The organism is Flavobacterium nackdongense, assembly GCF_004355225.1.
Classification (GTDB): Bacteria; Bacteroidota; Bacteroidia; order Flavobacteriales; family Flavobacteriaceae; genus Flavobacterium; species Flavobacterium nackdongense.
The window spans coordinates 3,075,712-3,102,305 of record NZ_CP037933.1; the positions used below are offsets into that span (position 1 = coordinate 3,075,712).

General features: G+C 36.0%; 24 protein-coding genes. 5 read left to right on the forward strand and 19 right to left on the reverse strand.

The annotated features are described in order from the left end of the window. Positions 1-84 precede the first annotated feature (84 nt). Positions 85-957 (reverse strand): ACP S-malonyltransferase, encoded by an 873-nt coding sequence (fabD, locus tag E1750_RS13125; protein WP_133277221.1) that lies wholly within the window; start codon positions 955-957, stop codon positions 85-87. A 223-nt stretch (positions 958-1,180) separates the two neighbouring features. On the opposite strand from fabD, the gene E1750_RS13130 reads away from it, so the two are divergent. Continuing rightward, positions 1,181-2,812, forward strand: a complete 1,632-nt coding sequence (locus E1750_RS13130; protein ID WP_133277222.1) for a hypothetical protein — start codon at positions 1,181-1,183, stop codon at positions 2,810-2,812. A 17-nt stretch (positions 2,813-2,829) separates the two neighbouring features. Here the strand turns inward: E1750_RS13130 and E1750_RS13135 are convergent, their stop codons facing one another. From E1750_RS13135 to E1750_RS13170, 8 genes are all read right to left on the reverse strand, one after another. Further along, positions 2,830-3,372, reverse strand: coding sequence for an NADPH-dependent FMN reductase (locus E1750_RS13135; RefSeq protein ID WP_133277223.1), 543 nt, complete (start codon positions 3,370-3,372; stop codon positions 2,830-2,832). A 14-nt stretch (positions 3,373-3,386) separates the two neighbouring features. Beyond that, complete coding sequence (locus tag E1750_RS13140; RefSeq protein ID WP_133277224.1) at positions 3,387-4,100, reverse strand: pirin family protein; 714 nt, start codon at positions 4,098-4,100, stop codon at positions 3,387-3,389. A gap of 238 nt (positions 4,101-4,338) precedes the next feature. Next, the gene (locus tag E1750_RS13145) at positions 4,339-4,989 is read right to left on the reverse strand and encodes a putative polyvalent protein kinase domain-containing protein (RefSeq protein WP_133277225.1); all 651 of its coding nucleotides are present in this window, start codon (positions 4,987-4,989) and stop codon (positions 4,339-4,341) included. Positions 4,990-5,033: 44 nt separating this feature from the next. Next, complete coding sequence (locus E1750_RS13150; RefSeq protein ID WP_133277226.1) at positions 5,034-5,609, reverse strand: Crp/Fnr family transcriptional regulator; 576 nt, start codon at positions 5,607-5,609, stop codon at positions 5,034-5,036. Beyond that, complete coding sequence (locus tag E1750_RS13155; protein WP_133277227.1) at positions 5,610-5,930, reverse strand: DUF6370 family protein; 321 nt, start codon at positions 5,928-5,930, stop codon at positions 5,610-5,612. It abuts the gene before it with no gap. Positions 5,931-6,062: 132 nt separating this feature from the next. Continuing rightward, on the reverse strand, positions 6,063-7,934 hold the full coding sequence (locus E1750_RS13160; protein ID WP_133277228.1) for a peptidase U32 family protein: 1,872 nt from the start codon (positions 7,932-7,934) through the stop codon (positions 6,063-6,065). Positions 7,935-8,267: 333 nt separating this feature from the next. After that, positions 8,268-9,458 carry a pyridoxal phosphate-dependent aminotransferase gene (locus tag E1750_RS13165; protein ID WP_133277229.1) on the reverse strand — a complete coding sequence of 397 codons (1,191 nt, stop codon included), beginning with the start codon at positions 9,456-9,458 and terminating at the stop codon, positions 8,268-8,270. A 43-nt stretch (positions 9,459-9,501) separates the two neighbouring features. Beyond that, entirely contained in the window at positions 9,502-10,593 is a 1,092-nt protein-coding gene (locus E1750_RS13170; protein ID WP_133277230.1) for a fatty acid desaturase family protein, read from the reverse strand. 106 nt (positions 10,594-10,699) lie between these two features. Between E1750_RS13170 and rsmG the strand changes: the two genes are divergently transcribed. The 4 genes from rsmG (at position 10,700) to E1750_RS13195 (ending at position 12,598) form a co-directional block, all read left to right on the forward strand. Beyond that, positions 10,700-11,329 carry a 16S rRNA (guanine(527)-N(7))-methyltransferase RsmG gene (gene rsmG / locus E1750_RS13175; protein ID WP_133277231.1) on the forward strand — a complete coding sequence of 210 codons (630 nt, stop codon included), beginning with the start codon at positions 10,700-10,702 and terminating at the stop codon, positions 11,327-11,329. A gap of 98 nt (positions 11,330-11,427) precedes the next feature. Next, positions 11,428-11,661, forward strand: a complete 234-nt coding sequence (locus E1750_RS13180) for a hypothetical protein (protein ID WP_133277232.1) — start codon at positions 11,428-11,430, stop codon at positions 11,659-11,661. After that, positions 11,651-11,941: a type II toxin-antitoxin system RelE/ParE family toxin gene (locus E1750_RS13185; protein ID WP_133277233.1), complete on the forward strand. Its 291-nt coding sequence runs from the start codon at positions 11,651-11,653 to the stop codon at positions 11,939-11,941. Before E1750_RS13180 ends, E1750_RS13185 begins: the two co-directional genes overlap by 11 nt. A gap of 165 nt (positions 11,942-12,106) precedes the next feature. After that, on the forward strand, positions 12,107-12,598 hold the full coding sequence (locus tag E1750_RS13195) for a hypothetical protein (protein WP_133277234.1): 492 nt from the start codon (positions 12,107-12,109) through the stop codon (positions 12,596-12,598). A gap of 139 nt (positions 12,599-12,737) precedes the next feature. Here the strand turns inward: E1750_RS13195 and groL are convergent, their stop codons facing one another. The 10 genes from groL to E1750_RS13245 form a co-directional block, all read right to left on the reverse strand. Continuing rightward, positions 12,738-14,366: a chaperonin GroEL gene (gene groL / locus E1750_RS13200; RefSeq protein WP_133277235.1), complete on the reverse strand. Its 1,629-nt coding sequence runs from the start codon at positions 14,364-14,366 to the stop codon at positions 12,738-12,740. Positions 14,367-14,445: 79 nt separating this feature from the next. Further along, entirely contained in the window at positions 14,446-14,721 is a 276-nt protein-coding gene (locus E1750_RS13205) for a co-chaperone GroES (protein WP_133277236.1), read from the reverse strand. Between the two features lie 138 nt (positions 14,722-14,859). Continuing rightward, entirely contained in the window at positions 14,860-15,201 is a 342-nt protein-coding gene (gene secG, locus E1750_RS13210; RefSeq protein ID WP_133277237.1) for a preprotein translocase subunit SecG, read from the reverse strand. Positions 15,202-15,204: 3 nt separating this feature from the next. Continuing rightward, positions 15,205-16,056 (reverse strand): tetratricopeptide repeat protein, encoded by an 852-nt coding sequence (locus E1750_RS13215; RefSeq protein ID WP_133277238.1) that lies wholly within the window; start codon positions 16,054-16,056, stop codon positions 15,205-15,207. A gap of 74 nt (positions 16,057-16,130) precedes the next feature. Further along, complete coding sequence (locus tag E1750_RS13220; protein WP_133278147.1) at positions 16,131-16,634, reverse strand: LptE family protein; 504 nt, start codon at positions 16,632-16,634, stop codon at positions 16,131-16,133. 235 nt (positions 16,635-16,869) lie between these two features. Then, entirely contained in the window at positions 16,870-18,150 is a 1,281-nt protein-coding gene (locus E1750_RS13225) for a sigma 54-interacting transcriptional regulator (RefSeq protein ID WP_133277239.1), read from the reverse strand. 93 nt (positions 18,151-18,243) lie between these two features. Continuing rightward, complete coding sequence (locus E1750_RS13230) at positions 18,244-18,615, reverse strand: GxxExxY protein (RefSeq protein ID WP_133277240.1); 372 nt, start codon at positions 18,613-18,615, stop codon at positions 18,244-18,246. A gap of 82 nt (positions 18,616-18,697) precedes the next feature. After that, on the reverse strand, positions 18,698-20,143 hold the full coding sequence (gene miaB, locus E1750_RS13235) for a tRNA (N6-isopentenyl adenosine(37)-C2)-methylthiotransferase MiaB (protein ID WP_133277241.1): 1,446 nt from the start codon (positions 20,141-20,143) through the stop codon (positions 18,698-18,700). Between the two features lie 344 nt (positions 20,144-20,487). After that, the gene (locus E1750_RS13240; RefSeq protein ID WP_133277242.1) at positions 20,488-24,285 is read right to left on the reverse strand and encodes a DUF7149 domain-containing protein; all 3,798 of its coding nucleotides are present in this window, start codon (positions 24,283-24,285) and stop codon (positions 20,488-20,490) included. A 266-nt stretch (positions 24,286-24,551) separates the two neighbouring features. Then, positions 24,552-26,588, reverse strand: a complete 2,037-nt coding sequence (locus E1750_RS13245; RefSeq protein ID WP_133277243.1) for a beta-N-acetylhexosaminidase — start codon at positions 26,586-26,588, stop codon at positions 24,552-24,554. Between the last annotated feature and the right edge of the window lie 6 nt (positions 26,589-26,594).

The following is a 26,594-nucleotide window of genomic DNA, read 5'->3' on the forward strand; positions in this document are numbered from 1 at the left end:
GAAAAATTCCCCACAAACATAAGTTTATGAGGATTCTCTATTTACAAACTGAAATCTAAATTCTGAAATCTGCAATCTAAAATTTTAAGCGTTTGCCGTCGCAGCTTCTCTATCAATTTTTCCAATCAATCCAGCCAAGACTTTTCCGGGACCCACTTCGGTAAACAATGTGGCGCCATCGGCAATCATTTGTTTTACAGATTGTGTCCATTTTACAGGAGCTGTCAATTGGATGATTAGGTTTTTCTTGATTTCGTTGGCATCAGAAACGGCCGTTGCTGTCACGTTTTGGTACACTGGGCAAATAGGAGTAGAGAAAGTGGTTGCTTCAATGGCTGCGGCCAATTCCTCTCTTGCAGGTTCCATCATTGGGGAGTGAAAACCACCGCCAACAGGAAGTATCAAGGCACGTTTTGCGCCAGCTTCTTTCATTTTTTCGCAAGCCAATTCTACAGCTTTGTATTCGCCTGAAATAACCAATTGACCGGGACAGTTGTAATTGGCAGCCACCACTACGCCATCGATAGAAGCGCAAATGTCTTCCACAATTTTGTCCTCTAAATTAAGAACGGCAGCCATTGTCGAAGGTTTTATTTCGCAAGCTTTTTGCATTGCCAAAGCGCGTTGTGAAACTAATTTCAATCCGTCTTCGAATGACAAAACGCCATTGGCAACCAAGGCTGAAAATTCGCCCAAAGAATGTCCTGCCACCATTTCTGGTTTGAAATCTTCTAAAGTTTTAGCCAAAATCACGGAATGTAAGAAAACGGCTGGTTGGGTAACTTTGGTTTCTTTCAATTCTTCGGCAGTGCCTTCAAACATAATGTCTGTAATACGAAAACCTAAAATTTCATTGGCTTTTTCGAAAAGTGATTTGGCTAATTCGGAGTTTTCATATAAGTCTTTGCCCATTCCTATAAATTGTGCGCCTTGACCAGGAAATACGTATGCTTTCATAATTTTATTGAATTTATTGCAGTTTCATTGTGTACTGATTATTAGTAAAAGTTGTCATTCAATTGAATAATAAACCTTACGACTTTTTATCTAAAGTAAAGAAAACTACTTTGAGATTATTATTTTCATCGATTTGACTTATTTCTATCGAGCAAAAATACTTACTTTGTAACAAACTAAAAAAACAAATGTCTAATAAGTGTAAAACTAAATAGAAAGTAAAATGAGAAAAATTTTCCCTATCGCAATCATCCTAATTATCACGTTTTTTTATTTTTATAGTACGCTACCGGTTTTAAATTATGGATTTGTAGGCGTTACTGTCTTACTTTTAATTATCGCCGCAATATTGTTTTTCTCGTTTTCTAAATTTACTATTAGTTCGGACGGAAAAAGCTACAAACCAATAACAGTATTCTGGAAAATTCCAGCATTATTAGTAGGTATTTCGATTATATATTCATTTGTGCTTCCTTTTTTCACATCGCATCCTGTTTTTCGAAATCAAGACTTTCGAAATTTAATTGGAAAGGTGGAAAACGGCGAAAAATTAACCAATCATATCGCTCCAATTTCTATGAATGAAATTCGTGTTGTCGATGAAAGTTTAGCGTATTTATTGGGCGAAAAAATATTAGGTTCGCAACCTGCATTAGGAAGTCAAGCGCAATTACAAGAATTTTTTATCCAGAAAGTGAAGGGCAAATTATATTGGGTTGCGCCTTTAGAACATTCCGGTTTTTTTAAATGGATGAATAACAAAAGCGGTACAACAGGTTATGTGATGGTGTCGGCAACAAATGAACGTGATGTAAAATTAGTACAAGAAGTAAACGGAAAACCATTATTTTTAAAATACCAAAGAGAAGCTTATTTTGGCAGTAATTTGCACCGATATTTATATTTTAATGGCTATAACACTGTAGGTTTGACGGATTTTAGTTTTGAAATTGACGACGAAGGCGTGCCGTATTGGGTGGTTACTAAATATGCTAAAAAAGTTGGCTTTTCTGGAAACGATGCTACTGGCGTTGTAGTTGTCAATGCGCAAAATGGGGCTATAAAAGAATACAATATTAAAAACACGCCGCTTTGGGTAGATAGAATTCAGCCCATTTCATTTATTAAAGATCAGTTGAATGATTGGGGCGAATATGTAAAAGGCTATTGGAATTTTTCTAACGAAAACAAACTTCAAATTACAGAGGATTTAACCTTGGTTTACGGAAAAGATAATAAATCCTATTGGTACACCGGAATTACTTCTGTAGGAAAAGATGAATCTGCGGTAGGATTTGTTTTAGTAGATACAAGAACTAAAGAAACTACTTTTTACAAGCAAAGTGGTGCTACAGAATTTGCTGCGCAAAGCTCGGCACAAGGAAAAGTGCAAGAAAAAGGTTTTAGCGCTTCATTGCCTATTCCGTATAACATCAATACGATTCCCACCTATGTAATGACCTTAAAAGACAAAGGCGGCTTGGTAAAAATGTATGCTATGGTTTCAATTGCAGATTACACCATTGTTGGCACGGGAAATACGATGCGCGAGGCTTTAACGGCTTATAAAACAGCCTTTAACTCTTCGGGAAATAAAATAAATGCAGGCGAAAAATCCGCACGAAAAGTAGTTGAATCGGTGGTGGTTCGTATTCAGAATGATGTCAAAAACGGGAATAGTTTTTATTATTTTACAGTAAAAGATTATGCGAATATTTTTGTAGGTTCGTCCCAAATATCCAATCAATTACCCATTACCGCAGTTGGGGATATGGTGAAAATTTCATTCGATTTAGACGGTGAAGAAATTGTTGATGTGTCTACATTTGAGAATATTAGCTTGAAATCGAAGTAAAAAAGCGTCCCATCTTGCTAATTAAGAGGGGACATTTTTTTAAATAGCATTACGATTTTCATCAGTTCACGGTGCAATTCTGGATTTGTAATTCCTTTTTCGGAATCAAAATTAGCGCTAAAATTGGGTAGTGAAAAACTCCCTTTCACCACTCCTCCTTGAAAAGGAAAACGGCCTTTGGCAATTTCTAAAACCGTTGCGCCACCTCTTGGACCTGGGGAAGTTGACAATAAAAGCATTTCTTTTTCTTGAAATGTTTTGCCATTTATTCTTGAAGTCCAATCAAAAATGTTTTTGAAAGCGGTAGAATAGGCTCCATTATGTTCGGCAAATGAAATAATGATGAGGTCTGAATTTCCAATTTTAGCATAGAAATCCTGAGCTAATTGCGGAATTCCAGTCGCTGATTCTTTGTCCATAGAATAGATTGGCATTTCGTAATCGTTTAAATCTAAAATTTCAACGGTTGCATTTTCGAATTGATTGGCTGCATAAGTAGCCAATTGTTTGTTGATGGAAGTCTTGCTGGATGAAGCTCCAAAAGCGAGTATTTTTTTCATTTTTTAAATTAAAATTAGTTCATAGGAATTTCCATTACTAAAAATTTAGCATCGGTTGTGGCTTTGATTTCAATGTCGTTCGTTTCCCAAATGCCTATAGCATCTCTTTTTTCTAATTTTTCGCCATTTACTTCAATTTCTCCCTCAATATTCATAATGTAAAATCCGTTTCCTTCTTTTTTTAAAGATAGACTTTTCGAAAATTCACTATCAAAATCAGCTAAATAAAACCAAGCATCTTGATGAATCCAAACACCAGCATCCTCGGCATTTGGAGAAAGAATTTGGGCAAAATTGTTTTTTTGTTCCGCAGGATTCAGTGTAATTTGCTGGTAGCGAGGTTCCACATTTTTTGTTCTTGGAAACAACCAAATCTGGAATAACTTAGTTTGTTGGTCGGCATTCGGGTTGAATTCGCTATGTCTAATTCCGGTGCCCGCACTCATCACTTGAACATCGCCCGTTTTGATAGTTTCGGCATTTCCCATACTGTCTTTGTGTGCCAAATCGCCTTCTAGCGGAATGGTAATGATTTCCATATTATCGTGTCCGTGTTCGCCAAAACCCATTCCTGCGGCTATGGCGTCGTCATTTAAAACCCGAAGAACGCCAAACTGAACTCTTTCGGGATTATACCAACTGCCAAAACTAAAACTGTGATGCGCATTTAACCATCCGTGATCGGCGTGACCTCTTGTGTCTGCTGTATGTAAAACTGTATTTTTCATTGTATGTAAGTTTATGGATTATTTGTTACAAATTTATGGACAATGAAAACAAAAGGAACTTAATGTAGATTAAGAAAAAAGTGTTCGCTGTTCCGATTTTTAGTATTCAGCGAATCGTTAAGGAAAATATAAAGCCGCTCACTTTGAAATATACTGTTATTGCCATTAAGTACTTATGTGCTAAGCACTGATTACTTCCTCAAAATGTTGCTTTTTAGTTTTTTGAAAAACATCAAAATTATTCTTTTACGTTGACGAAGAAAACGGTGTCAATAAAGAATAGAACATTGGAGTTTACGATTACATTTTCATCGTGGATGTCTTCTAAAATTAATCCTAATTCTTCGTTATAATAATCATTTCTTCGAATGTTTTCAAAACCATTATATTCCAATAGATGTTTTACTTCCTTTAAATTTACGGGGTTATCCGAAATGATGAAAGCTTGTTTTAAAACTGCATAAAGCATTTCGTTGGATCGATTAAAGCCAAGTAATTCATATTTTGTTCCCTCAAAGAATAAATTATGGATAAGGATACTATTGAAAAAATCCAGCCAAGTGAAATAATAAACAGCATCGTTAAGTTTAATTACACTTTTATTGTCTTTGCCGAAGTAAATTTTAGCTTCTCCTCCTTCGGTAAGATAGTTTTCTTGAGCAGCAATATCAGTTATCCACAGATTATGGTTAGTAATATAATCATCTAGATGTTTTGCCTGCTCTTTTTTGATTTCGCATTGTTTGTCGAAATCTCTTTTAGTTGTTGTATCTGTTGTAAAGCTTGAGCATAATTGATTTCGGGTTGTTGTGAGTGTATCATTTTTGCCTTCAATGATAGTTCCGCTAATGATATTTTTAAGAGTTTGTTTGGTATCATTTGAAATCATTTTTATGCAAATGTAATAATTAATTTTTATTTAATAATGGTTGACTATTTCCTCAAAAGCTTGCTTTTCATCTTACTATAAAACTCAGGAGTTACCCCAATGTAGGAAGCCAAATGTTTTTGAGGTACTTTCTGGATTAAATCAGGGTATTTTTTGCACAGTTTTTCAAAACGTTGTTCAGCAGATAAACTCAAATTATCCATTAAACGTTCTTGATGAGCGACCAATGAATTTTCGGTTAGAATCCTGAAAAACCGTTCTAGTTTGGGGATTTCACGATAGAGAATTTCTTGGTTTTCTTTGGAAAGTAACAGTACTTCTGCATCTTCGAGAACTTCTATAAACAAGTTGCCTGGTTGCTGCGATAGCAAACTATACATATCACCAATCCACCAACCACTACAAGCGAAACCCAAGACGTGCTCCATAATATTGTCATTGATGTTAAAACTTCGAAGCACTCCTGAATTTACAAAATAGGAAGTTTTGCAAATTTCGCCAGCGTTGAGCAAAATGGTTTTGGCTTTGTAATGATGTATTTCGGTTTTAGACAAAAATAAATGCTCTTCTTCGGGTGTTAAGGAAACGATTTTAGCAATATTTTGAAGAATTAACTCCATTTATTTTGTCTCTGGAATCAATTTGAAAAAAGTGGCTTTGAAACGATTGTCGACTATTTCCCCTACTACTTCAGCTTTTCTAACTTTTGCACAAAATCCATCCGAGCCGTGCGCATCGCCGTGCTGGTCAATATGCGTTCCGTCAACAAAATAGGGTTTTCCATCAATGCGAACGGCCAAATCACAGGATTTTCCTTCCATCCCAAATTGACATTGTCCGCAGGAAGCCTCTACAATTTGTTTTTTAGGTTGTTCTATTATTTCTTGTGAGAAAACTGTAAAACTTATTAATGCGATGCAAAAGGTGAGGACTTTTTTCATTTTGTGGTAAAGAAATAGGATGGTTCGAAATACAAAACAAAAATAGTTGTTTAACCTCAAAGTTCGCAAAGATTTTGAAATAAATCTTTGCGAACCTTGTGTAAACCTTTGTGTGCTTTGTGGTTAAATATTTTAATGAAAATGGTCTTCTTCGATTTCGAATTCGGCATCTTTTTCCCAAATTTCCATTTCGCAGGGTTTGCAATTGAATTTGAGTTTGTATTCCAGTTCGCCTTGTTTCAAAATCAAAGGTTCCTTGAGTTTTCCATCCATATTAGGATGGTATTTTGGGCATTTTTCCAATTCGTATTTGATGCAGTATTTGGTAGTCATCACACGTGATTTTCCCGGATCCCATTGCAATTCGAAGGCTTTTTCGATTTCGGTTACGCCGTGACGCTCGTAGAATTTCCGAGCTAATTTGTTAGAAACATTGTACATAAAATCCAGTTTGGTTTCTGGATAAGGATGCGATGTTTTGACCAATTGGTGTTCTTCACGTTTGTAGTTTGCCAAACGAATTTCAGACAATTGTTCGAAAACGGTTCTTCGCATTTCGTTGATTTTAGAAATAGGAAGGAACCAATTTTCGGAGAACATAATTGTTATTTCATCGGCGGTGTAAGGTGTGAAACCTGTTTTTGCCAAATTGATTTTGAAATTTTCTTCAATAGATTCGTTGTTTTTGGTTCTTTCTTTTGGATGAACCAAATTGACGCTGCTAACATTTCCGTCTTCGTCGGTGGCAGTCAATTCAAAACCGTTTTCGTTTTCGGTCAATAGTAAGTTTGTACTGATTTTTCGAATGGCACTGTCTTCTCTTTCTACAATTTTGATGAAAGCAGTGTCATTATTTCGGTAAATAAAGGCACCTGCTTTTACCTCTTTTAGTACAAAAGGATACGCCAAGCCGTTTTCGACTTTGTTGATGTAAATGCCATCGGCTTCATTTTTTTCGTTGATGTAGCAAAGACCATCGCCATTGCTCAGTAAATGTCCGTTTTCTATTTCGTAAGCATTGCCCACAATTTTGATGAGTTTGCCAATATATTCGCCTTTTGATTTTGGGCTATTCCAAGAGCCGATGGCTTGGTGTCTTTCATTGACAAAATAATCGGTATACCCGCGATTAAAGGTTTTGTCTAATGCCGAATCAAAAGTATAGCTGCATTTTCCCGAAGAAGCTTTGGTGTATTTGTCACTTCCTTCATTTTCAAGAAAAGCATCTAATTTTTGACGCAAATACGACACATTATTTTTTACATAAACAATATCTTTCAATCGCCCTTCGATTTTGAAAGAGCAAATTCCAGCTTCAATCAAATTCGGAAGTTGGTCTGAAACATCAAAATCTTTGATGGAAAGCAAGTGACTATTTTTGATTAAGGTCTCGCCGTGACCGTCGATTAAGTTATACGGCAAGCGGCAGTTTTGGGCACACGAACCACGATTGGCAGAACGTTCGCCATTGGCAACACTCATATAACAATTCCCGCTAAACGAAACGCACAAAGCGCCGGTCACGAAAAATTCGAGTTCCACATCGCTCGCTTCACTAATTTCTTTGATTTGGTGCAAGTTCAATTCCCGAGCTAAAACCACCCGTTTCATACCGGCATCTTTCAAGAATTTGATTTTATCGGCATCGCGGTTGTTGGCTTGTGTGCTGGCGTGCAAAACGATAGGTGGTAAGTCCATTTCCATAATTGCCATATCTTGAACAATCAGGGCATCGACACCAATGTCGTATAATTTCCAAATCATTTGGCGACAGGTTTCGAGTTCGCTGTCGTACAAAATGGTGTTGACCACCACAAAAACCTGTGCATTGAATAAATGGGCGTATTCTACCAATTTCGCCACATCTTCAATCGAGTTGGTGGCGTTGGAACGAGCGCCGTATAAAGGGGCTCCAATATAAACGGCATCGGCACCAGCGTTAATGGCGGCCATACCGTGAATAAGATCTTTGGCGGGAGCCAGTATTTCTATTTTTTTCTTCATCGTGAGGATGATATTTTTTATAATGGATAGAATTTTAGGTTTTTAAGTTTTCGCCCAAAAAGTCTGCAAAGGTCTTATAAAAAATTCGGGATTTCTAATTCGGGAATGGATTTTTTGGAAAAATGTTGTTTTGTGTACTGTTTCGCGTGAGGGATAGCAGTGGAAATCCTTTTCCTTTTTTCTTTAAAAAGGAAAAGATTACTTCACTAATTTTATATTTTCAGTGGTGTTCAGTGAACTCCGTTTGCAACGAATAGCCCGTTCGCCGCGGCGAACACGCCCAAAAAAAAGCCCCAAGTTTCCTTGAGGCTTGTGATATAAATCAGGTTTTGACTATCCGGCCAAAGCGTTTTTGATTCTTTTTAAGGCTTCGATCAATTGTTCTTCGCTGGTGGCATAAGAAAAACGAATACAGTTTGGGTTTCCGAAAGCGTCGCCTGTCACTGTTGCTACGCAAGCTTCAGCTAATAAGTACATTGAAACGTCGTTGGCATCTTTGATTTCGGTTCCTTTTAAGGTCTTGCCAAAGAATGAAGATACGTCTGGAAATACATAAAATGCGCCTTCCGGAATGTTGATTTTGATTCCTGGAATTTCTTTCAATAATCCAACCACTAAATCTCTACGAGAATGGAACGCCTGAACCATATGATTCAATACGCTTGGATCTGCATCTACAGCAGTGATTGCAGCAATTTGTGCTACTGAATTGGCTCCAGAAGTTACTTGACCTTGAATTTTTGTACACGCTTTTGCAATAAATTCTGGCGCTCCGATGTAACCAATTCTATATCCAGTCATCGCGAAAGCTTTAGCCAATCCATTTACAGTAACTGTTTTTTCTAACATTCCTGGGATGGACCCGATACTGCAAAAAGTTCCAGAGAAATTGATGTGCTCGTAGATTTCGTCAGCAACGACGATGATGTTTGGATATTTTTCTAATACTTTAGCAATAGCCGTCAATTCTTCTCTGTTGTAAACCGATCCTGATGGATTACAAGGAGAAGAGAACCACATCATTTTTGTTTTTGGTGTGATGGCTGCTTCTAGTTGTTCTGGTGTGATTTTGAAATCTGTTTCTACCGAAGTGGGAACTTCTACAGGAACGCCGCCTGATAATTTCACGATTTCGAAGTAAGAAACCCAATATGGTGCTGGTAAAATCACTTCGTCACCGTCGTTTAACATTACTTGTGCAATGTTGTATAAAGATTGTTTTGCTCCAGTTGAAACTACAATTTGAGATGGTTTGTAATCCAATCCGTTGTCTCTTTTGAATTTTCTGCAAATGGCTTCTTTCAAATCGCCGTATCCATCTACTGGCGAATAAGTGCTGTAGTTGTCATCTATGGCTTTTTTGGCGGCTTCTTTGATAAATTCCGGAGTGTTGAAATCAGGTTCTCCTAAACTCAAACTGATAATATCTTTTCCTTGTGCTTTTAATTCTCTGGCCAATGCTGCCATTGCCAATGTTTGCGAGGTAGCTAAATTGTTGATTCTGTCTGAAAGCAAATTGTTCATTAATTGTAAATTTTAATTTATAAAGTTGGTTGTTGATTTATTACTATAAAGCAGGTTTTACACCTAGTTCTTTCAAATGTTGGAAATGGGCAATCACCGCGCTTCTAAAGGTTTTGTATTCGTAATAAGGGAGATTGCATTCTTGGGCGGTTTCCTTGACAATTTTTGCAATTTTGCCGTAATGAATATGGCTAATATTCGGAAAAATATGATGCTCGATTTGATGGTTCAGTCCTCCGGTGTACCAATTGATAATCCAATTTTTTGGAGCAAAATTGGTCGTTGTAAATAATTGATGAATGGCCCAAGTGTTTTCAATTTCGCCATCTTCATTTGGAACTGGATTGGTGGTTTCTTTGACCACGTGTGCCAATTGAAAAACGATGCTCAAAATTAGGCCAGCGGTATAGTGCATTACAAAAAAAGCGACTAACACTTTCCACCAAGTGATTCCGATGATCATCGGCAAAACGATCCAAATAGAGAAATAAATAGCTTTGGTGATCAATAAAGTGGTCCAAAGAATTTTTGGGTTTTTAGCCTCGCCATAAGAAAGTTTTCTTTTGAGATAGCTTTTCATTTGCTTAAAATCAGTAGTAATTGCCCAGTTGAAAGTCAATAATCCGTATAAAAACACCGAATAATATTGTTGAAATCGATGAAAACTATACCATTTGGCATCTTTGGAAAATCGGATTACTCGACCGGCATCTAGATCTTCGTCGTGGCCAACAATATTGGTGTACGTATGGTGTAAAACATTGTGTTGCACCTGCCAATTGTAGACATTTCCGGCCAGAATATAAATGGTTCCACCCATAAATTTGTTGACCCAACTGATGTTCGAATACGAACCGTGATTGCCATCGTGCATTACATTCATTCCTACCCCCGCCATTCCTATTCCTATGACAATTGCCAAAAGCAAATGCAACCAAAAAGGCATATCGAGGGTCAAAATCACAAAATAAGGAGTGAGGAAAACGGCAAACATAATTATTGTTTTTAGATACAGTTTCCAGTTGCCTGTTTTTTGGATGTTGTTTTCTTTAAAATAATTGTTTACCCGCGAATTAAGTGTTCTAAAAAACTTTAGATTATCTTGTTTTGCAAATGTAGGGGCTACGTTGTTCATATAAATTTTGAATATGGTGCAAAGGTAATTATTAATAATTTTCAATCTGTAAAATTGAGTTAAATATTCAAAACTAAAAACTGTACTTTTGTTAAAATTTATAACAATGGACGAGATTCAAAAGTATTTCCCTTATTTGACTGATATTCAGAAACAACAATTCGCAAAACTGGATGCTTTGTACCACGATTGGAATGCCAAAATCAACGTTATTTCCCGCAAGGATATCGATGAATTGTACACCAAACATATTTTGCATTCGTTAGGAATAGCTAAGATAATTCAATTCGAACCCGGAACTTTTGTTCTCGATGTGGGAACTGGCGGAGGATTTCCGGGAATTCCATTAGCGATTCTTTTTCCGGAAACCCGTTTTTATTTGATTGATGTGATTGCCAAAAAAATAAAAGTGGTGCAGGCAGTTGTCGATGCTTTGGAATTAAAAAATGTAAAAGCCGAACAAAAGAGAGCCGAATTGGTCAAAGGTGATTTTGATTTTATCGTGAGTCGTGCCGTGACCAATATGCCTGATTTTGTATCTTGGGTAAAAGACAAAATCAAAAAGAAAAACAAACACGAACTTAGAAACGGAATTCTCTATCTAAAAGGCGGCGATTTAACCGAAGAATTGAAGTATTTCCCCAAAGCCACCGAATATAATTTAGCAGATTTCTTTCAAGATGAGTTTTTTGAGACTAAAAAAGTAGTGCATTTGCCATTGAAGTTTACGAGTTAAAACAAAGCCAGTTTTGACATTTTTTTTGTAAATTTGTTTTTATAATAGATATAGTCACAATTAAAAACAAAAGCAATATAATTTAATATCAATCGATTATGTATACAACCTATCATTTAGATTCTGCCCAAGACATTACTCCTGATATTTTAGATGCAATTAAAATTGCTTTTAAATCGAAACCTATTACCATTACAATTGTGGAAGATGATGATTTTGAACTTACCGAAGAAATGAAAGCGATTTTAGACGAAAGACTACAGGAAGACGGAAGCGATTATATTTCTGCCGAAGAGTCTATTAGTATGCTAAAATCTAAATATGGTTTATAAAATCATCGTCTCTCCTCGTGCCCAAAATGAAATTGTTAAAGCAATAGATTTTTATGCGCTACATAGTTTTGATGCGCCAAATAATTTCATATTGCAACTGCAAAAAGGCTACAGAATTTTAGCCATAAATCCTTTTTTCAGAGTTCAATACAAAAATGTAAGATCATTAAACCTAAAAAATTTTCCTTATTCTCTTTACTACACGATTGATGAAAATCAAAATACCGTCCGTGTTCTTTCTTGTTTTCACAATAAAAGAAATCCTAAAAAGAGACCTTAATTTCTAAGAAAATTAGAAGGTTTTTTTGAAGATGAGTTTTTCGAGACGAAGAAAGTGGTGCATTTGCCGTTGAAGTTTACGAGTTAGGAATTGTTGTTGACGGGGATATTTATTGATATTCAAAACTTAACAGATAAAATTGTGCCGAAAAAAACAAAAAACAAAATGAAACTAAAATATTTTACTCTTTTTATCTGTTCAATATGTTTTTCTCAAAATGAAAATTTAGGAACTTATAAAGATGCTTTTGGAAATAAAATAGAACTTCTTGAAAACAATAAATTTAGACATACTTGGCATTTTGATTTAGCTGCATCTTGGACAGTTGGAAAATGGGTAGTTAATAATGACACCTTAAAGCTTAAAATAATTAAAGTTTATGACACTTTAAAAGTATTTAATAAAAATCAAAATGTTTATAAAGACAGTTTGGTTTTAGCTGAAGATGAGATTCCTAAAAGAGTTACAGAAGTTGAAAACGCAATTAAGACTTTATCTTCTGTCGGACAAAATAAAATTTTACCAAACACAGTTTTTTTAATTAGAAAAAAGAAGCTTATTGTCATAAATGAAGTTGGAAAATTACAAACCGAAAGAATATTAGGTTTTTGGGGAAATAAAAAATACTATACTTGGTACGTAAAAGAAGAAGATTAAAATAATTACAACATTTGTAATTGTTGCAAAATCTCATTAAAAACAAAACCCACAAAAACTCAATTACTTTGATTCTTGTGGGTTTATAAATTTGGAACTTCCTAAAGTGTTGCTCCTATTTCAAACTTCGTATTGCGAATTACATCATTCCGGGCATTCCGCCACCGTGGGCGTGTGCTGCAGGATTTTCTTCTTTAATATCAATCAAAGCACATTCGGTAGTTAAGATCATTCCTGCTACAGAAGCAGCGTTTTCTAAAGCCACACGAGTTACTTTTTTAGGATCAATGATTCCAGCTTTTAGCATATCTACATATTCGTCTGTTTTGGCATTGTAACCAAAATCTCCTGAACCTTCAGCTACTTTTGCAACAACAACAGAACCTTCTAATCCAGCGTTTTCTACAATAGTTCTCAATGGAGCCTCAACAGCGCGAGAAATAATTTTGATTCCTGTAGCTTCATCGGCATTGTCTGCTTTCAATTCAGCAAGGGCGTTTTTAGCTCTCAATAAAGCAACACCACCACCAGCAACGATGCCTTCTTCAACTGCGGCACGAGTAGCGTGAAGAGCATCATCAACTCTATCTTTTTTCTCTTTCATTTCCACTTCAGAAGCAGCACCCACATAAAGAACAGCCACACCGCCAGCTAGTTTAGCCAAACGTTCTTGCAATTTTTCTTTGTCATAATCAGAGGTAGTAGTTTCCATTTGACCTTTGATTTGGTTCACACGATTTTTAATCATTTCGGCCTCACCAGCGCCACTAACGATTGTAGTGTTGTCTTTGTCTATAGTGACTCTTTTAGCCGTTCCCAACATTTCGATGGTAGTATTTTCTAAAGTATAACCTCTTTCTTCAGAAATTACAGTTCCACCAGTTAAGATAGCGATATCTTCCAACATTGCTTTTCTTCTGTCGCCAAAACCAGGCGCTTTTACAGCGGCGATTTTCAAGGCACCACGCAATTTATTGACAACCAAGGTTGATAAAGCTTCTCCATCAACGTCTTCAGCGATAATCAATAAGGGTTTTCCTGATTGTGCTACCGGTTCAAGAACAGGTAATAATTCTTTTAATGAAGATACTTTTTTGTCGTACAATAAAATGTATGGGCTGTCTAATTCCGCTTCCATTTTCTCGGCATTGGTCACAAAATAGGGCGAAAGATAACCTCTGTCAAATTGCATACCTTCCACAACATCTACATAAGTGTCAGTTCCTTTGGCTTCTTCCACAGTGATTACACCTTCTTTTCCTACTTTTGCGAAAGCGTTAGCAATCAATTCGCCAATTACTTCGTCGTTATTGGCCGAAATTGCTGCAATTTGTTTGATTTTTTCCGAATCGCTGCCTACTACTTTGGCTTGTTTAGATAAATCAGCAACGATAGCCTCAACCGCTTTGTCGATTCCTCTTTTCAAATCCATTGGGTTTGCACCAGCGGCTACGTTTTTCAAACCTTCTTTTACGATGGCTTGTGCCAATACGGTGGCGGTTGTAGTTCCGTCTCCTGCTAAATCATTGGTTTTAGAAGCTACTTCTTTGACCATTTGAGCGCCCATATTTTCTAATGGGTCTTTCAATTCGATTTCTTTTGCAACAGTAACACCATCTTTAGTAACGGTTGGTCCACCAAAAGATTTTCCAATAATTACATTACGACCTTTGGGTCCAAGGGTTACTTTTACAGCGTTTGCCAAAGCATCAACTCCACGTTTTAATCCGTCACGTGCTTCAATATCAAATTTTATATCTTTTGCCATTTCTTTTGTTTTTTAATTGTTTAAAGTGTAAGGTTTAAGGTTGCGTTTCGCACTTGAAACTTGAAACCTGAAACAAAATTTAGATAATTGCGAGAATATCGTCCTCACGCATAATCAAATAATCTTTTCCTTCTAATTTTAGTTCTGTTCCGGCGTATTTTCCGTAAAGGACAGAATCGCCTATTTTTACTGTCATTTCGTGGTCTTTTGTACCATTACCAACAGCAACTACAGTTCCTTTTTGTGGTTTTTCTTTTGCAGTGTCAGGAATGAAAATTCCGGAAGCGGTCTTGGTTTCAGCAGCTACGGGTTCAATAAGAACGCGGTCTGAAAGCGGTTTAATGTTTAAAGCCATAATGATATATTGTTTGTTGTTACTAATTTGATGCAATGCCAATTTCAGAAATTATGCCAAGGGCAAAAAACTGACATTTTTTCTTAAAAAAAATGCCAGCTTTGACAGGCTGGCATTCAGTATATTTTGATGTACAATCTATTTTTTTGTCGCAGGAGTCGCCGGAGCAGGAGTTGCCGGAGCCGGTGTTGCTGCTTTTGGCGCAGGAGCTTCTGTTTTGTCGATAATTTTTGAATCTGGTGTTCCTAAAGCTCCACCAAAACTCAAGCTAGAAAGCAAAATAAGTCCAATTAAAATGGCGCCTAATGTCCAAGTGCTTTTGTCTAAAAAGTCGGTAGTTTTTTGTACTCCACCGATTTGAGTTGATCCGCCTAAGGATGAAGAAAGTCCGCCGCCTTTAGGATTTTGAACCATTATTACTACTACAAGTAGGAAGCAAACTATTGTTATTAATACTAAAAAAATTGAAAATGTGCTCATTGTTTAATTATTATTTTGTTGTAAAATCTTGATATCCGCAATTCGGTCTGCAAAGAAACTACTTTTTTCTGGATATTTCAAAATTAATATCTCATAAGCTTGAATAGCACGTTGATATTTTTTTTGTTCTAAATATACTCTTGCTAAAGTCTCTGTCATTAAATAGGAATTATCTGTTTTATTGATGTCAATTTGAACAGAAGCTTCCGACTGGGGTTTTATGGGTGAAATTTTAGGGCTAGCTTCAATAAATTTATCAATTAGCGCTGCTTTTTTCTTTTTGTCATCCTCTACAGCAGAAGATTCTATTCGTTCCGTGGTTTCTTTTTCTCTAACAATTGGCTGCGTCCGGGACAGTTGAAGCCATTCTTGGAAGGAATGTTTCTCGTTTTTAGAAAAGCCCAATGGTGTACCAATGGCGAGATTCTCTTCAGCTAGTTTTGTAGCGGAATCCTCTTCTACAGTCGCCGCTCCTTTGATTGTAGTTAGGATGGATTGTTCTAAGGTGTTTATTTTGGGTTCTAGTCGAATTTCAGGCGCAATAACTTCAAAATCGGTGACGCTAATGTCCAGTAATTCGAGAATTTTCTTGTCGTACAATCCTTTTTGAATAGCAACAAAAGTATCCGAAGTGATGAAATCAAACAAAACGGTTCTGTCGGTGGTATGCGAAGCCGTAACTTTCAGAGCGTAATTGTATCGGAAACTATTTTGATTGAAAAGTCCCTTCAATCGCATCGCTCTTGCACTTTGAAAATACGGAAATTCATCCAGCACTCTTCCCAAAGCGTCCGTTTGCTTCTCGTTGATAGCGTCGGGTTTGTTTATTAGATAAGTATAATCGGTTACGTTCATAGAAAGGTTAATTGTTTATTTGGTTAATTGGTTAAACGATTAAGCAAATAAGCGATTAACCGATTAACCTTACACTACCATTTTGCCAGGGATTCGTTGAAAACATCTTGAGTAATTCTTTCGAAAATAACTTTGATGGCGCTGTCTAAAGTAGGGCCACTAAGCTGCTGTGCTGCGGGATAATCGTAGAAAAATTCAAAAGTTTTGTCGAAGTTATCGGCTTCTTTATTTTTATTAGTGAATTGGACTTTAACTCTGATGGTCAATCGGTTTTGCGCTGCTTGGATGTCGGCAGTTGCCATCATAGGCGTCACACGATAGTCTATAATTTCGCCTTCGTAGGTTAAATCTCCACCGTTTTTAACCAAGTTCAAATTGGTTTGATTTTGGATAAGATCTTGTAAATTCAAGGTAAACGTTCGGTCAATTCCGGGTTGAACCAATTCAGCCGTATTTGGAAAAAAATTCACCTGAAAAGTTTTGGCGTCAATTTTGCCCGTTCCAGTAAAGTTGTAAACATTGCAACTGTTTATAGTAAACAACAAGATTAGCAATAAAAGAGGATGTGTTTTTTTCATAAGATGTTTAGTAAATTCCAATTTAGAAATTTCCAAATTCCAATCATTTTTAAAATTCCAAAAATAAAATTCCAAATTCCAATCATTTTTAAAATTCCAAACTTTTGAAATTCCAATCATTTAAACGATGATTTAATTCGATTACAAATATACTATTTTGGAATTTGGAATTTCTGTTTTGGAATTTCTATTTTTTTTGGAATTTGGAATTTATTTTTTGGAATTTCAATTGTTTTTATAGGTCAAATTGTTTTATTTTTCGATACAAAGTTCTTTCGGAAATTCCCAATTCATCGGCGGCCGCTTTTCGTTTACCTTTGTTTTTTTCTAATGATTTTTTAATCATTTCGATTTCTCTTTGTTCCAATTTTAGAATTTCTTCTTCTTCGACTGTTTCGGCAAATTGAAAATCGTCTTCGTTTTCTACAAAATTGATTTTTTCAGTTGGATTTGTTCCAAAACTCCGGGACTCGGGCGAAAATACGGCATTGTTTGGTTCTTCTTCAAACGAAATTTCACTTTCAGATTCTTTGGAGCCGTATATTTTTTGAATCAAATTGGTATTGATGTCTTGCACTTTTGCAGAACCATTTTTCATTAATTCCAAAGTCAATTTTTTCAAATCGTGCAAATCGGCTTTCATGTCAAAAAGCACTTTGTACAGAATATCTCTTTCGGTCGAAAAATCATTTTCGGCTTTCTTGTCTTTGATTACAGAAGGCAAATTACTGGCTTCGGCTGGCAAATAGGATTGCAAAGTTGCTGCAGAAATGTCGCGATTGGTTTCTAAAACGGAGATTTGCTCGGCTACATTTCGCAACTGACGTATATTTCCTCCCCAACGGAATTTTTGCAATAATTGTACTGCATTATCATCGAGTTTGATCGGAGGCATTTTATATTTATGAGCAAAATCGGCAGCAAATTTTCGGAATAATAAATGAATGTCGTCTTTTCGGTCGCGCAATGGCGGCAACGTAATGTCCACGGTACTCAATCGGTAGTACAAATCTTCACGGAATTTCCCTTTTTCGATGGCGTCGAATAAATTGACATTGGTAGCCGCCACAATTCGCACATCGGTTTTTTGAACTTGTGAAGAACCTACTTTCAGAAACTCACCATTTTCTAAAATCCTAAGCAAACGAACTTGAGTAGTCAATGGCAATTCGCCTACTTCATCCAGAAATATTGTTCCGCCGCTAGCCACCTCAAAATAGCCTTCACGAGTAGAAGTTGCTCCTGTAAAAGAGCCTTTTTCGTGGCCAAAAAGCTCGCTGTCGATGGTTCCTTCGGGGATGGCACCGCAGTTTACGGCAATATATTTACCGTGTTTTCTGTGCGAAAGCGAATGTATGATTTTTGGAATACTTTCTTTTCCAACGCCACTTTCACCCACTACCAATACCGAAATATCCGTTGGTGCGACCTGAATGGCTTTTTCTATCGCGCGATTGAGTTTCGGGTCGTTCCCGATAATCTCAAATCGTTGTTTTATTGATTGAACTGTTTCCATAATGTTTAGCCACGAATTTCACAAATTGGCACTAATTTTAATTTCACATAATTATTTACTTCGCCTGTTCACTGTTGCTCGGGTCACGAATTTTTAAATTACAACTCTTTTATGTTGTAGGGATTTATGAGAAAAGTTTGCAAGAATTCCTAGCCCACTTTTTGTGATAGACATATAATTTAAAGTTTGAGTTATGTTTTCATCTACTAATAATTTTGCTGCTTTTACTTCTAAAATGATTTCATCATAAACTATAAAATCTGCATAAAACTTTTTCTTTAATCGATGCCCTTTATATTCAATTACAAATTCTTTTTCTCTTTCATAAGGGATATTATGAAAATCAAATTCAATTTCAAGAGCTTCTTTATAAACAGCTTCCAAAAGTCCACCTCCAAGAATTCTGTGAACTTCCATACACAGACCAATTATCTTATAATATTCCTCCTGCTTATATAATTCCATAATTCAATATTTTTAAAATTTGTGTAATTCAAAAAAAATTAAAAAATTAGTGCTAATTCGTGTAATTCGTGGCGAACTTTTTTTAATTCATCTCACTCAAACCAACCGCTTCGCCAATCAAGGTTCCGCTGGTGCAACGGGTAATTTTTACATTGACAAAATCACCAATTTTATAATCTTCTTTTGGGAAAACCACCACAATGTTTTGCGAATTTCTTCCAGACCAATCGTTTTCTGATCTTTTGGATGCTTTTTCCACCAGAACTTCTACCGTTTTTCCAACAAATTCTTGGGTTCTCATCGCGCTGTGTTCACGTTGCAAATCAACAATTTCTTGCAGTCTTCTCAATTTTGTTGGTTCTGGGACATCGTCTTCCATTTTGCGTTCCGCCAAAGTTCCCGGACGTTCCGAGTAGGCATACATATAACCAAAACTGTATTTCACGTATTCCATCAAACTCAAAGTATCTTGATGATCTTCTTCGGTTTCGGTTGGAAAACCAGCAATCAAGTCTTGGGTTATCGAGCAATCTGGAATTATAGAATTGATTTTATCAATCAGAGTCATATACTGTTCGCGACTGTGTAAGCGGTTCATTTCCTTAAGGATTCTGTTGCTTCCCGATTGAACTGGTAAGTGAATGTGGTTGCAAATGTTCGAATGTTTTGCAATCACGTGCAACACACTTTCGTGCATATCTTGCGGATTGGAAGTTGAAAAGCGAATGCGCATTTTTGGAAAACCAAGGGCTACCATTTTCAACAATTGATCAAAATCTACTGCAGTTGCTTTTTGCATTTCAGAAGAGTTGACGAAATCTTTTTTCAGTCCGCCGCCATACCAAAGATAGCTGTCCACATTTTGCCCCAAAAGTGTAATTTCCTTAAAACCTTTGTCCCACAAATCCTGAATTTCTTTCATAATACTTTGTGGTTCACGGCTGCGTTCGCGACCTCGGGTGAAAGGCACCACGCAGAAAGTACACATATTATCGCAGCCTCGAGTGATCGAAACAAAAGCCGAAACGCCATTCGAATTCAATCGAACGGGCGAAATATCACCATAGGTTTCTTCTTTGGATAAAATCACGTTGATGGCATCTCGACCTTCTTCGACTTCGGCCAATAAATTGGGTAAATCTTTGTAAGCATCAGGCCCCACGACCAGGTCAACAATCTTTTCTTCTTCAAGAAATTGACTTTTCAAACGTTCTGCCATACAACCCAAAACACCTACTTTCATCTTTGTATTGACGCGTTTTACGGCATTGTATTTTTCCAATCGTTTGCGAATCGTTTGTTCCGCTTTGTCCCGAATCGAACAGGTATTGACCAAAACCAAATCGGCTTCTTCAAGGATTTGTGTGGTGTTATAACCATTAGACGATAGGATGGAAGCCACGATTTCGCTGTCCGAAAAATTCATCGCGCAGCCGTAACTTTCTATAAATAGTTTCTTGGTATTTTCGGGTTTGAACTCTAAAACTAAGCTTTCGCCTTGTTTGGTTTCATCAATAATCTTTTCCATAGTCACTTTCAAAAGTGTATTTTTAATAAGAAGGCAAAGTTACAATTATTTGAATGAATCTGACAAGTTGTCAGATGAAGAATTAACAGAATTTTATTAGAAGCTATTTCCAGCTTTACGTTACAAGTCCTCACAAAAAAAGTAAAGTTTCCAAAGTCCTAAAAAGAGCTTCCGTAGGTCGCTTTTTTAGAACAGGAGACTTTTACTTTTTTTGCTCCGGGCTTTTCTCTGCAATCTGGGCTAGCGATTGGATAAACTAGAACTAATTTCATCAGAACCCAAAAGCATATTAAAGCCTTTCAATTATAAGAATGTTATATGGATATCTAGTCATTTACTTTAGTTTACGAACCTTCTACAATCGCTATATCTTCCTCGTTCAAACCATACAATTCATAAATCATTGCATCTATTTCGTGCTCTAAGGTTTGCGTATCGGCTTGTGGGTTGTCGGATTTTAAGGAAAGAATTTCGTTGACTTTATCAATGAAGGGTTTTTGGTTTTCTTTTAAGATTTCTTTGATTGGAAATTCTTCAATTGTTGCTTTTTTCAGTGTGTATGCACCGCCAGCTGTCATAACTCCAATTTGTGTGAATAAAAAATTCATTAATTTTGAGTTTAAAACACTCAATAAATATTTCAAATCTAAAGTTTCTGAAATTAACATAAAACCGCCGCTTGACAGATAATTTTTTTCAGTATCCAAGGCAAATCCCCATTTATCTGCGGTTAATGGCCAAATGATTTTATCTTTATCAAAATTCTTATAATACGCAATATTGTCTTGAATTTCATACCATTTATATTCGCCAGATTTTCGTCCTCTAATTTCATCTTTTTTTCTTGGTCTTAAATCTTCATAAAAAGCAAATAGGTGTTCTTTAATTAGCATATCTTCTTCAATATCGTAACCTCGTCTTGTGAAAATAAGGCTAAGTTCCGAATTTACCGTTTTATATTTCTTAATATGGGCACCTTTAAGAAGGGGTTTAATGACTGTGTTGTTAGAAATTTGATTTGCAACTTCATTCGAAATAATAAATGCTGGATCAAATCCTGTAGTGACTCCACGTTTAATATCAATAGTATTAATGTTCTTAAGTTTATTAGAATTTAAATATAATTTTTCAATTAGGCTAGAAGTTACATTAGCATTAAAAGCCCAAGATGATTCACTGACAGAATCGGGCAAAATAATTGAATTTCTTATAGAAATTTGATTACTAAAATCTAAAAGAGGGGACGGCTCTTTTGAAAATTCACAAAATGAAAATTCTGATTTCATTTTATTTTTCTCAAAAATAATTATCAAACTTGAAACTAAAGCTTCATCAAAAATTGGAACTTGTTCAAAATTTACAATCGAATGAATTTTATTATCAGAAATGAATTTCCGTAATGGTTTACCATATTCAGTTCTGAAAAATTTGTTTGTATTGATAAAGGAAACAAAGCCATTGTCCTTTAAAACATTGATTCCTAATTCAAAAAAATAACTACTCAAATCAGAACTACTATAATATACTTTGAATTTTTCTTTTAATAAAATACTAATATCGGCGAGTTTTTTGGCATCAATATACGGCGGATTCCCAATCACCACGTCAAATCCCACAAAATCGCCATCCTCATTCAATACTTCGGGAAATTCAAAACGCCATTCAAATGCGTTTTCATAAATCTTGTTGTTTTTTATTTCTTCAATATGGGCTTCTAGTTTTTTTATTTCTTTTTCTAGTTTTTCTTTCTCTAATTTTCTTTTTTTCTCTAATTCTTTTTCACTTTTGCCATAAGGAGTTTCGGATTCAAAAAGGAATGTACCTGTAAATCGGTGATACAATTCACTTGATAATTTTTCTAATCTAGTTTTAACAGGATCATTTAGTCTTATTTCTGTGCTAAAACTTTGCTTAATTGAAAGAATAAGTCCCTCCATTTCCTTTTTTTGTTCTTTGCTTTCAGCATTTTGATACGTTTTAACAGCATTTTTATAAACATCAATAGAAAGTTTACTTTGCTTTAAGGCTTTTTTCAAATCGGCATCCAATCCAAAACGCGAAATAAGCGAGTTGCCACATTTGATGTTGATGTCAATGTTGGGCAAGGTTTCGAGTTCATTGGTATTCGGTTTATAGAAGGCGTTTTTCAATAATTCAATCCACAAACGTAAGCGGCAAATTTTTACCGAATTGGGGTTTATGTCAACCCCAAATAAACAGTTTTCAATTAGGGTTTGCTTTTCGTGAAATAAAGATTCTTGTACACGTTGACTTTCCTTATTCTTTGGTTTGTACGAAAATGCTATGTCGTCTTCATCGGTCACGATCAATTCATCATTGATTACCTCGATGGTATATTTATTCAAAGGTTCCCAATTGTTATCTACAAGAATGTTTAACTCGCTTTTGATGGCAATTAATTCGTTGAGAACCGATACTAAAAAATGACCTGAACCTACTGCTGGGTCACATATTTTAAGGCTGTTAATGATCTCATTGGCTTTTTTTCTTACTTCTTTGCGGTCGCCAGCCTTCAATTCTTGTTGAATATCTTCTTTCAATTCTTCAAATGATTGACAATTCCAACCTTTTATTATATTGAATTTTTGGACTACAGCTCTGCGAATAGTATTGCGAGACATATACATTGTTATAAATCCTGGAGTAAATATTGAGCCGTCTTTATAACCATTTATTTTTTCGAAAATCAGTCCTAAAACTGAGGCATTGATCAAGGTTTTATTGTCTTCCTGAATGTCTTCGCTACCTTCGCTAGCAAAATCATAAGCATCAAGGAAGGAAAAGAAATAGGCCAATGCCTTTTTAGAGCCGGTAATTTTTTTGCCTTGGTTGTCCTTGATTACGGTGGAACTCAATAGGGGCAAATGGGCATTGTCTTCAAGACCCGACACAAAAAGGGTTTCGTGTTCTAAATCAGTTGGTTCAAAAAGGGAACTATTCAAGTAGGGCACTTTGGCAAAATCAGTTTGTACCCTGTCGGTGCGGTCTTGGGGTTTTCGCGCTAGAACCTGAAAAAACAAGCTATTCAGGTTGTCGTAATCTTTTATCAAATCCGAATTCAAAAAGGAATAACTTTTGTCTCCTTTATGATATGCAATCAATTGGGCTTCCAACAATTTCAAAAACAAAATCCGATTGACCCACGTAATTGTAAGCTCCAATGCCACTGTAAACAAGCGTTCTTCGTACGTTTCACCGTATTGTTTGGCACTTTGCAAACGCGAAATTTTATCCAGACTGTCCAATTGTTCAATTGTATTTTCTAATAAGGAACCCGAATGGCGGTTGTCTTTTTTATGACGTTCTATCAGTTTTTTTCCGTTTTCTTTCACTTCGGTTAAGCCAATAATGTGCAAGAGTTCGTTATAAAAGTTTTTGTCCAGGGAATTGCTGTCGTTGGCAAAAGATAATTTCAATAGATGTTCTGGCGAAATTAATTTGTATAGGGCGATAAGAGGTTTGTCGTCTTCTTTGTTTATATTTCGCAAGGGTTTTTCATACTTTCGAATATCAAAATAGGCAAACACAATCTCGTTTTGCAAATTTTCTATAAAGGGCTTTGCGATTTCTTTATAAAAAAAGTCTGTTGTTTTTCCAGACAATCGACCTTCTTCAAAATCAGTAAATTGTTTTACAAAGGATTTCTTTTCGGCAAACAACTTATTAAAAAGTTGGGCGTCAAAAACAAACCATTCATAAATATTAGTAACAACAAGATGCTTTAATTCGGTGTTTTTGTGTGTAATGCGTTCCCGCAGATAATACAAAACCAACTCTTGCAAGGCTTTTCCGTTGAGGTTGTCACCGGTAATCATTTCGGTTTTGTTAGAAGGGCTTTTGGCTTCTATAATAACACCAACGTTGGATTTGGCGTCTTTTCCATTGTGAATTACAAGGTCGTTTCTCCCTTTTGTATTCAAAGAATAGTTAGGGTCGTAATAGGTTTTCTTCAAAAAATCTATAACTAAATTTTTGTGAAATTCTTCTGTTTCTTTCTCGTTGATAGCATCTAAAACTCCAATTAAATGGGTTTTAAAAGTTTCGATTTGAGAACGACTCGGTTTGATTTTTAGGAAAGCTTTGTTGAGTGCTTTGCGAGGTTCAAGAAGAATTGTGATCATAAGGAAAAGTTATCATTTCGTGGGTATCAAAAATAATAATAATTACAACAACATCCTGATTTGCAAAATAAAATTTAATAGGTTTTTTAGAGGGCAGTTTTTTTTGGTCAAGTAAATTTTTGGTCAAAAAAAAACCTGGCAAAAAAATACCAGGTTTATAATATTATTTTCTAGGATACTAACTTTTTTCTAAGTCAGGAAAACAATATTTCACTCTAAACAAAACTAATCAATACTCAATTAACTAAACTTTTTCACTATCATTTTTACTCAGCCGAATTTAATTTTTTTAGACTGTTGTAAACCGCCAATTCTACGTCGGCATGATTTTTAGCATTGCATTTTTCTACTAAATCGTTCATTATATTTGGATTCACAGCTTGCTTTTTTTCAATTTTTAACAGCAGTTGTTCCGACAAATCGCTTACGCTTTTAGATAGGGGCAAAAGCGGTTGAATCAGCGGCGCATTGGCGCTTAATGCCATCAGTTTGCTATGGATATCAATCCATTTTTTTAAATAATCAGTAACCAGAATCTGGTTTTCGGTGCTTTTGTTTTTCAAATAATTACTTACTGCTTCATTAAAACCTAAGGCATCAACGGCATCAGGTGTACAAACGTCTGCAAATAGGGTGAAAGGGGAGTAGGTCTTGTATTCCGTACCTCCAGCATTTCGTGAATACACTTTTAGCGGTTCACAAATTTTTGAAAAATCCTCTAAAGCAGCTGTATTTTGATAGTTGCTAATGTTTCTCAAAAGCACGCCTTTATTACTGATGTGCGTGATTCCAAGGCCTTCCAATTGAAATGAAATAGTATTCATTCTTTGGAACAAACTTTTCAAATCCTTCACATTTTCATCGGACCATAATCGTTCGGCTATGGCGGCAGTTCGGGGCCAAATTCTAGAATCTATTGTTGTTGGCGTTGCCAATTCGCTCCACATTGTGGCTTCTCCGCCCAAAATTTGTGCTTTTTCTTCAGCGGAAAGGGTACTGTTTTTAGGCATTGGATCATTCAAATAATGACTTTCTACTCCAAGCATCAAATCAATATAAAAGCCGTTGGATAAAACTGTTTTGTAGCCATTTTTGGCAGCAGTGGTCAGCGATTGTCCTGCAGGAACTCCTTCGTTTATTCCTTTCCAAGAATGAATGATAGCTTCTTTAGACATATTTTTGGTCATAATTTCTTCCCAACCCATCAAGGTTTTGTTGTGTTTTTTCAACATCGGAATCAATTGCATCGTAAAATAGGTTTGCAAGTCGTGATTGGTTTCCAACTTGTTTTTCTTCTTGAATTCCTGAATTTTTGGATTCGAATCCCAGTCTTTTCCTTCGTTTTCGTCTCCGCCAATGTGAAAATAGTTTCCGCTAAACAGGGGACAAACTTCGTCGAATATTTCACTCAATAATTGATAGGTTTTGGGATTGGAAGGATCCAATGTTGGCGTAAAAATTCCCGAATTTCTTTCGACAGCATAGGTGTTTTGATCAAATTTTATTCTGCTTCCCACTTCTGGATAAACTGAAAGTATCGCCGAAGCGTGACCCGGAACGTCTATTTCAGGAACCACGAGAATCCCTCTTTCATCGGCATAGTGCACGATATTTTTGATTTCTTCTTGCGTATAATATTGTCCATCCGATGCCAATTGCGTTAGCTTAGGATGGTTTTTCAATTCGATTCTCCAGCCTTGATCATCGGTCAAATGCCAATGAAAAACATTCATTTTCATCGCAGCCATCGCATCCAAATTCCTTTTGATAACATCAATAGGTTGAAAATGGCGAGCCGCATCGATCATCAATCCACGCCAAGTAAATCTCGGAAAATCCGAAATCGTAGCCGTTGGGAAATAGTAAGAAGTACTATTGTTTTGAAGCAGCTGCAATAGGGTTTCCAATGCATGAATCGCTCCTAAATCGGAACTAGCGTTGATGTTTATTTTATCAGATTTAATTTCTAATTGATAGCTTTCATCCTGGTTGATGCCAATCTTTCCGTTTTGAACACAATTGATTTGCAATTGAGCTGTTGGGAATTCATTGATTTTAGTCACAAAACCTTGTTCGAAAAATAGCCCTGTTCTCCCGTCTAATCTTCGCAAAAACTGTGTTGTTCTTGCAAAAATTCGAGGATTTGGATTGCCTGTAATGTTTACTTTAAAGTTTTTGGTTAAAGCAAAATTACCATCAGTTAGATTGATTTTTTGAGGCCAAGGCATTAGGTGTAACGCTTCAGTTTTAATCTGGGCGTTGACTAAAATGCTTGACAGCAATAAGATGAAAATGTATTTCATTTTGTG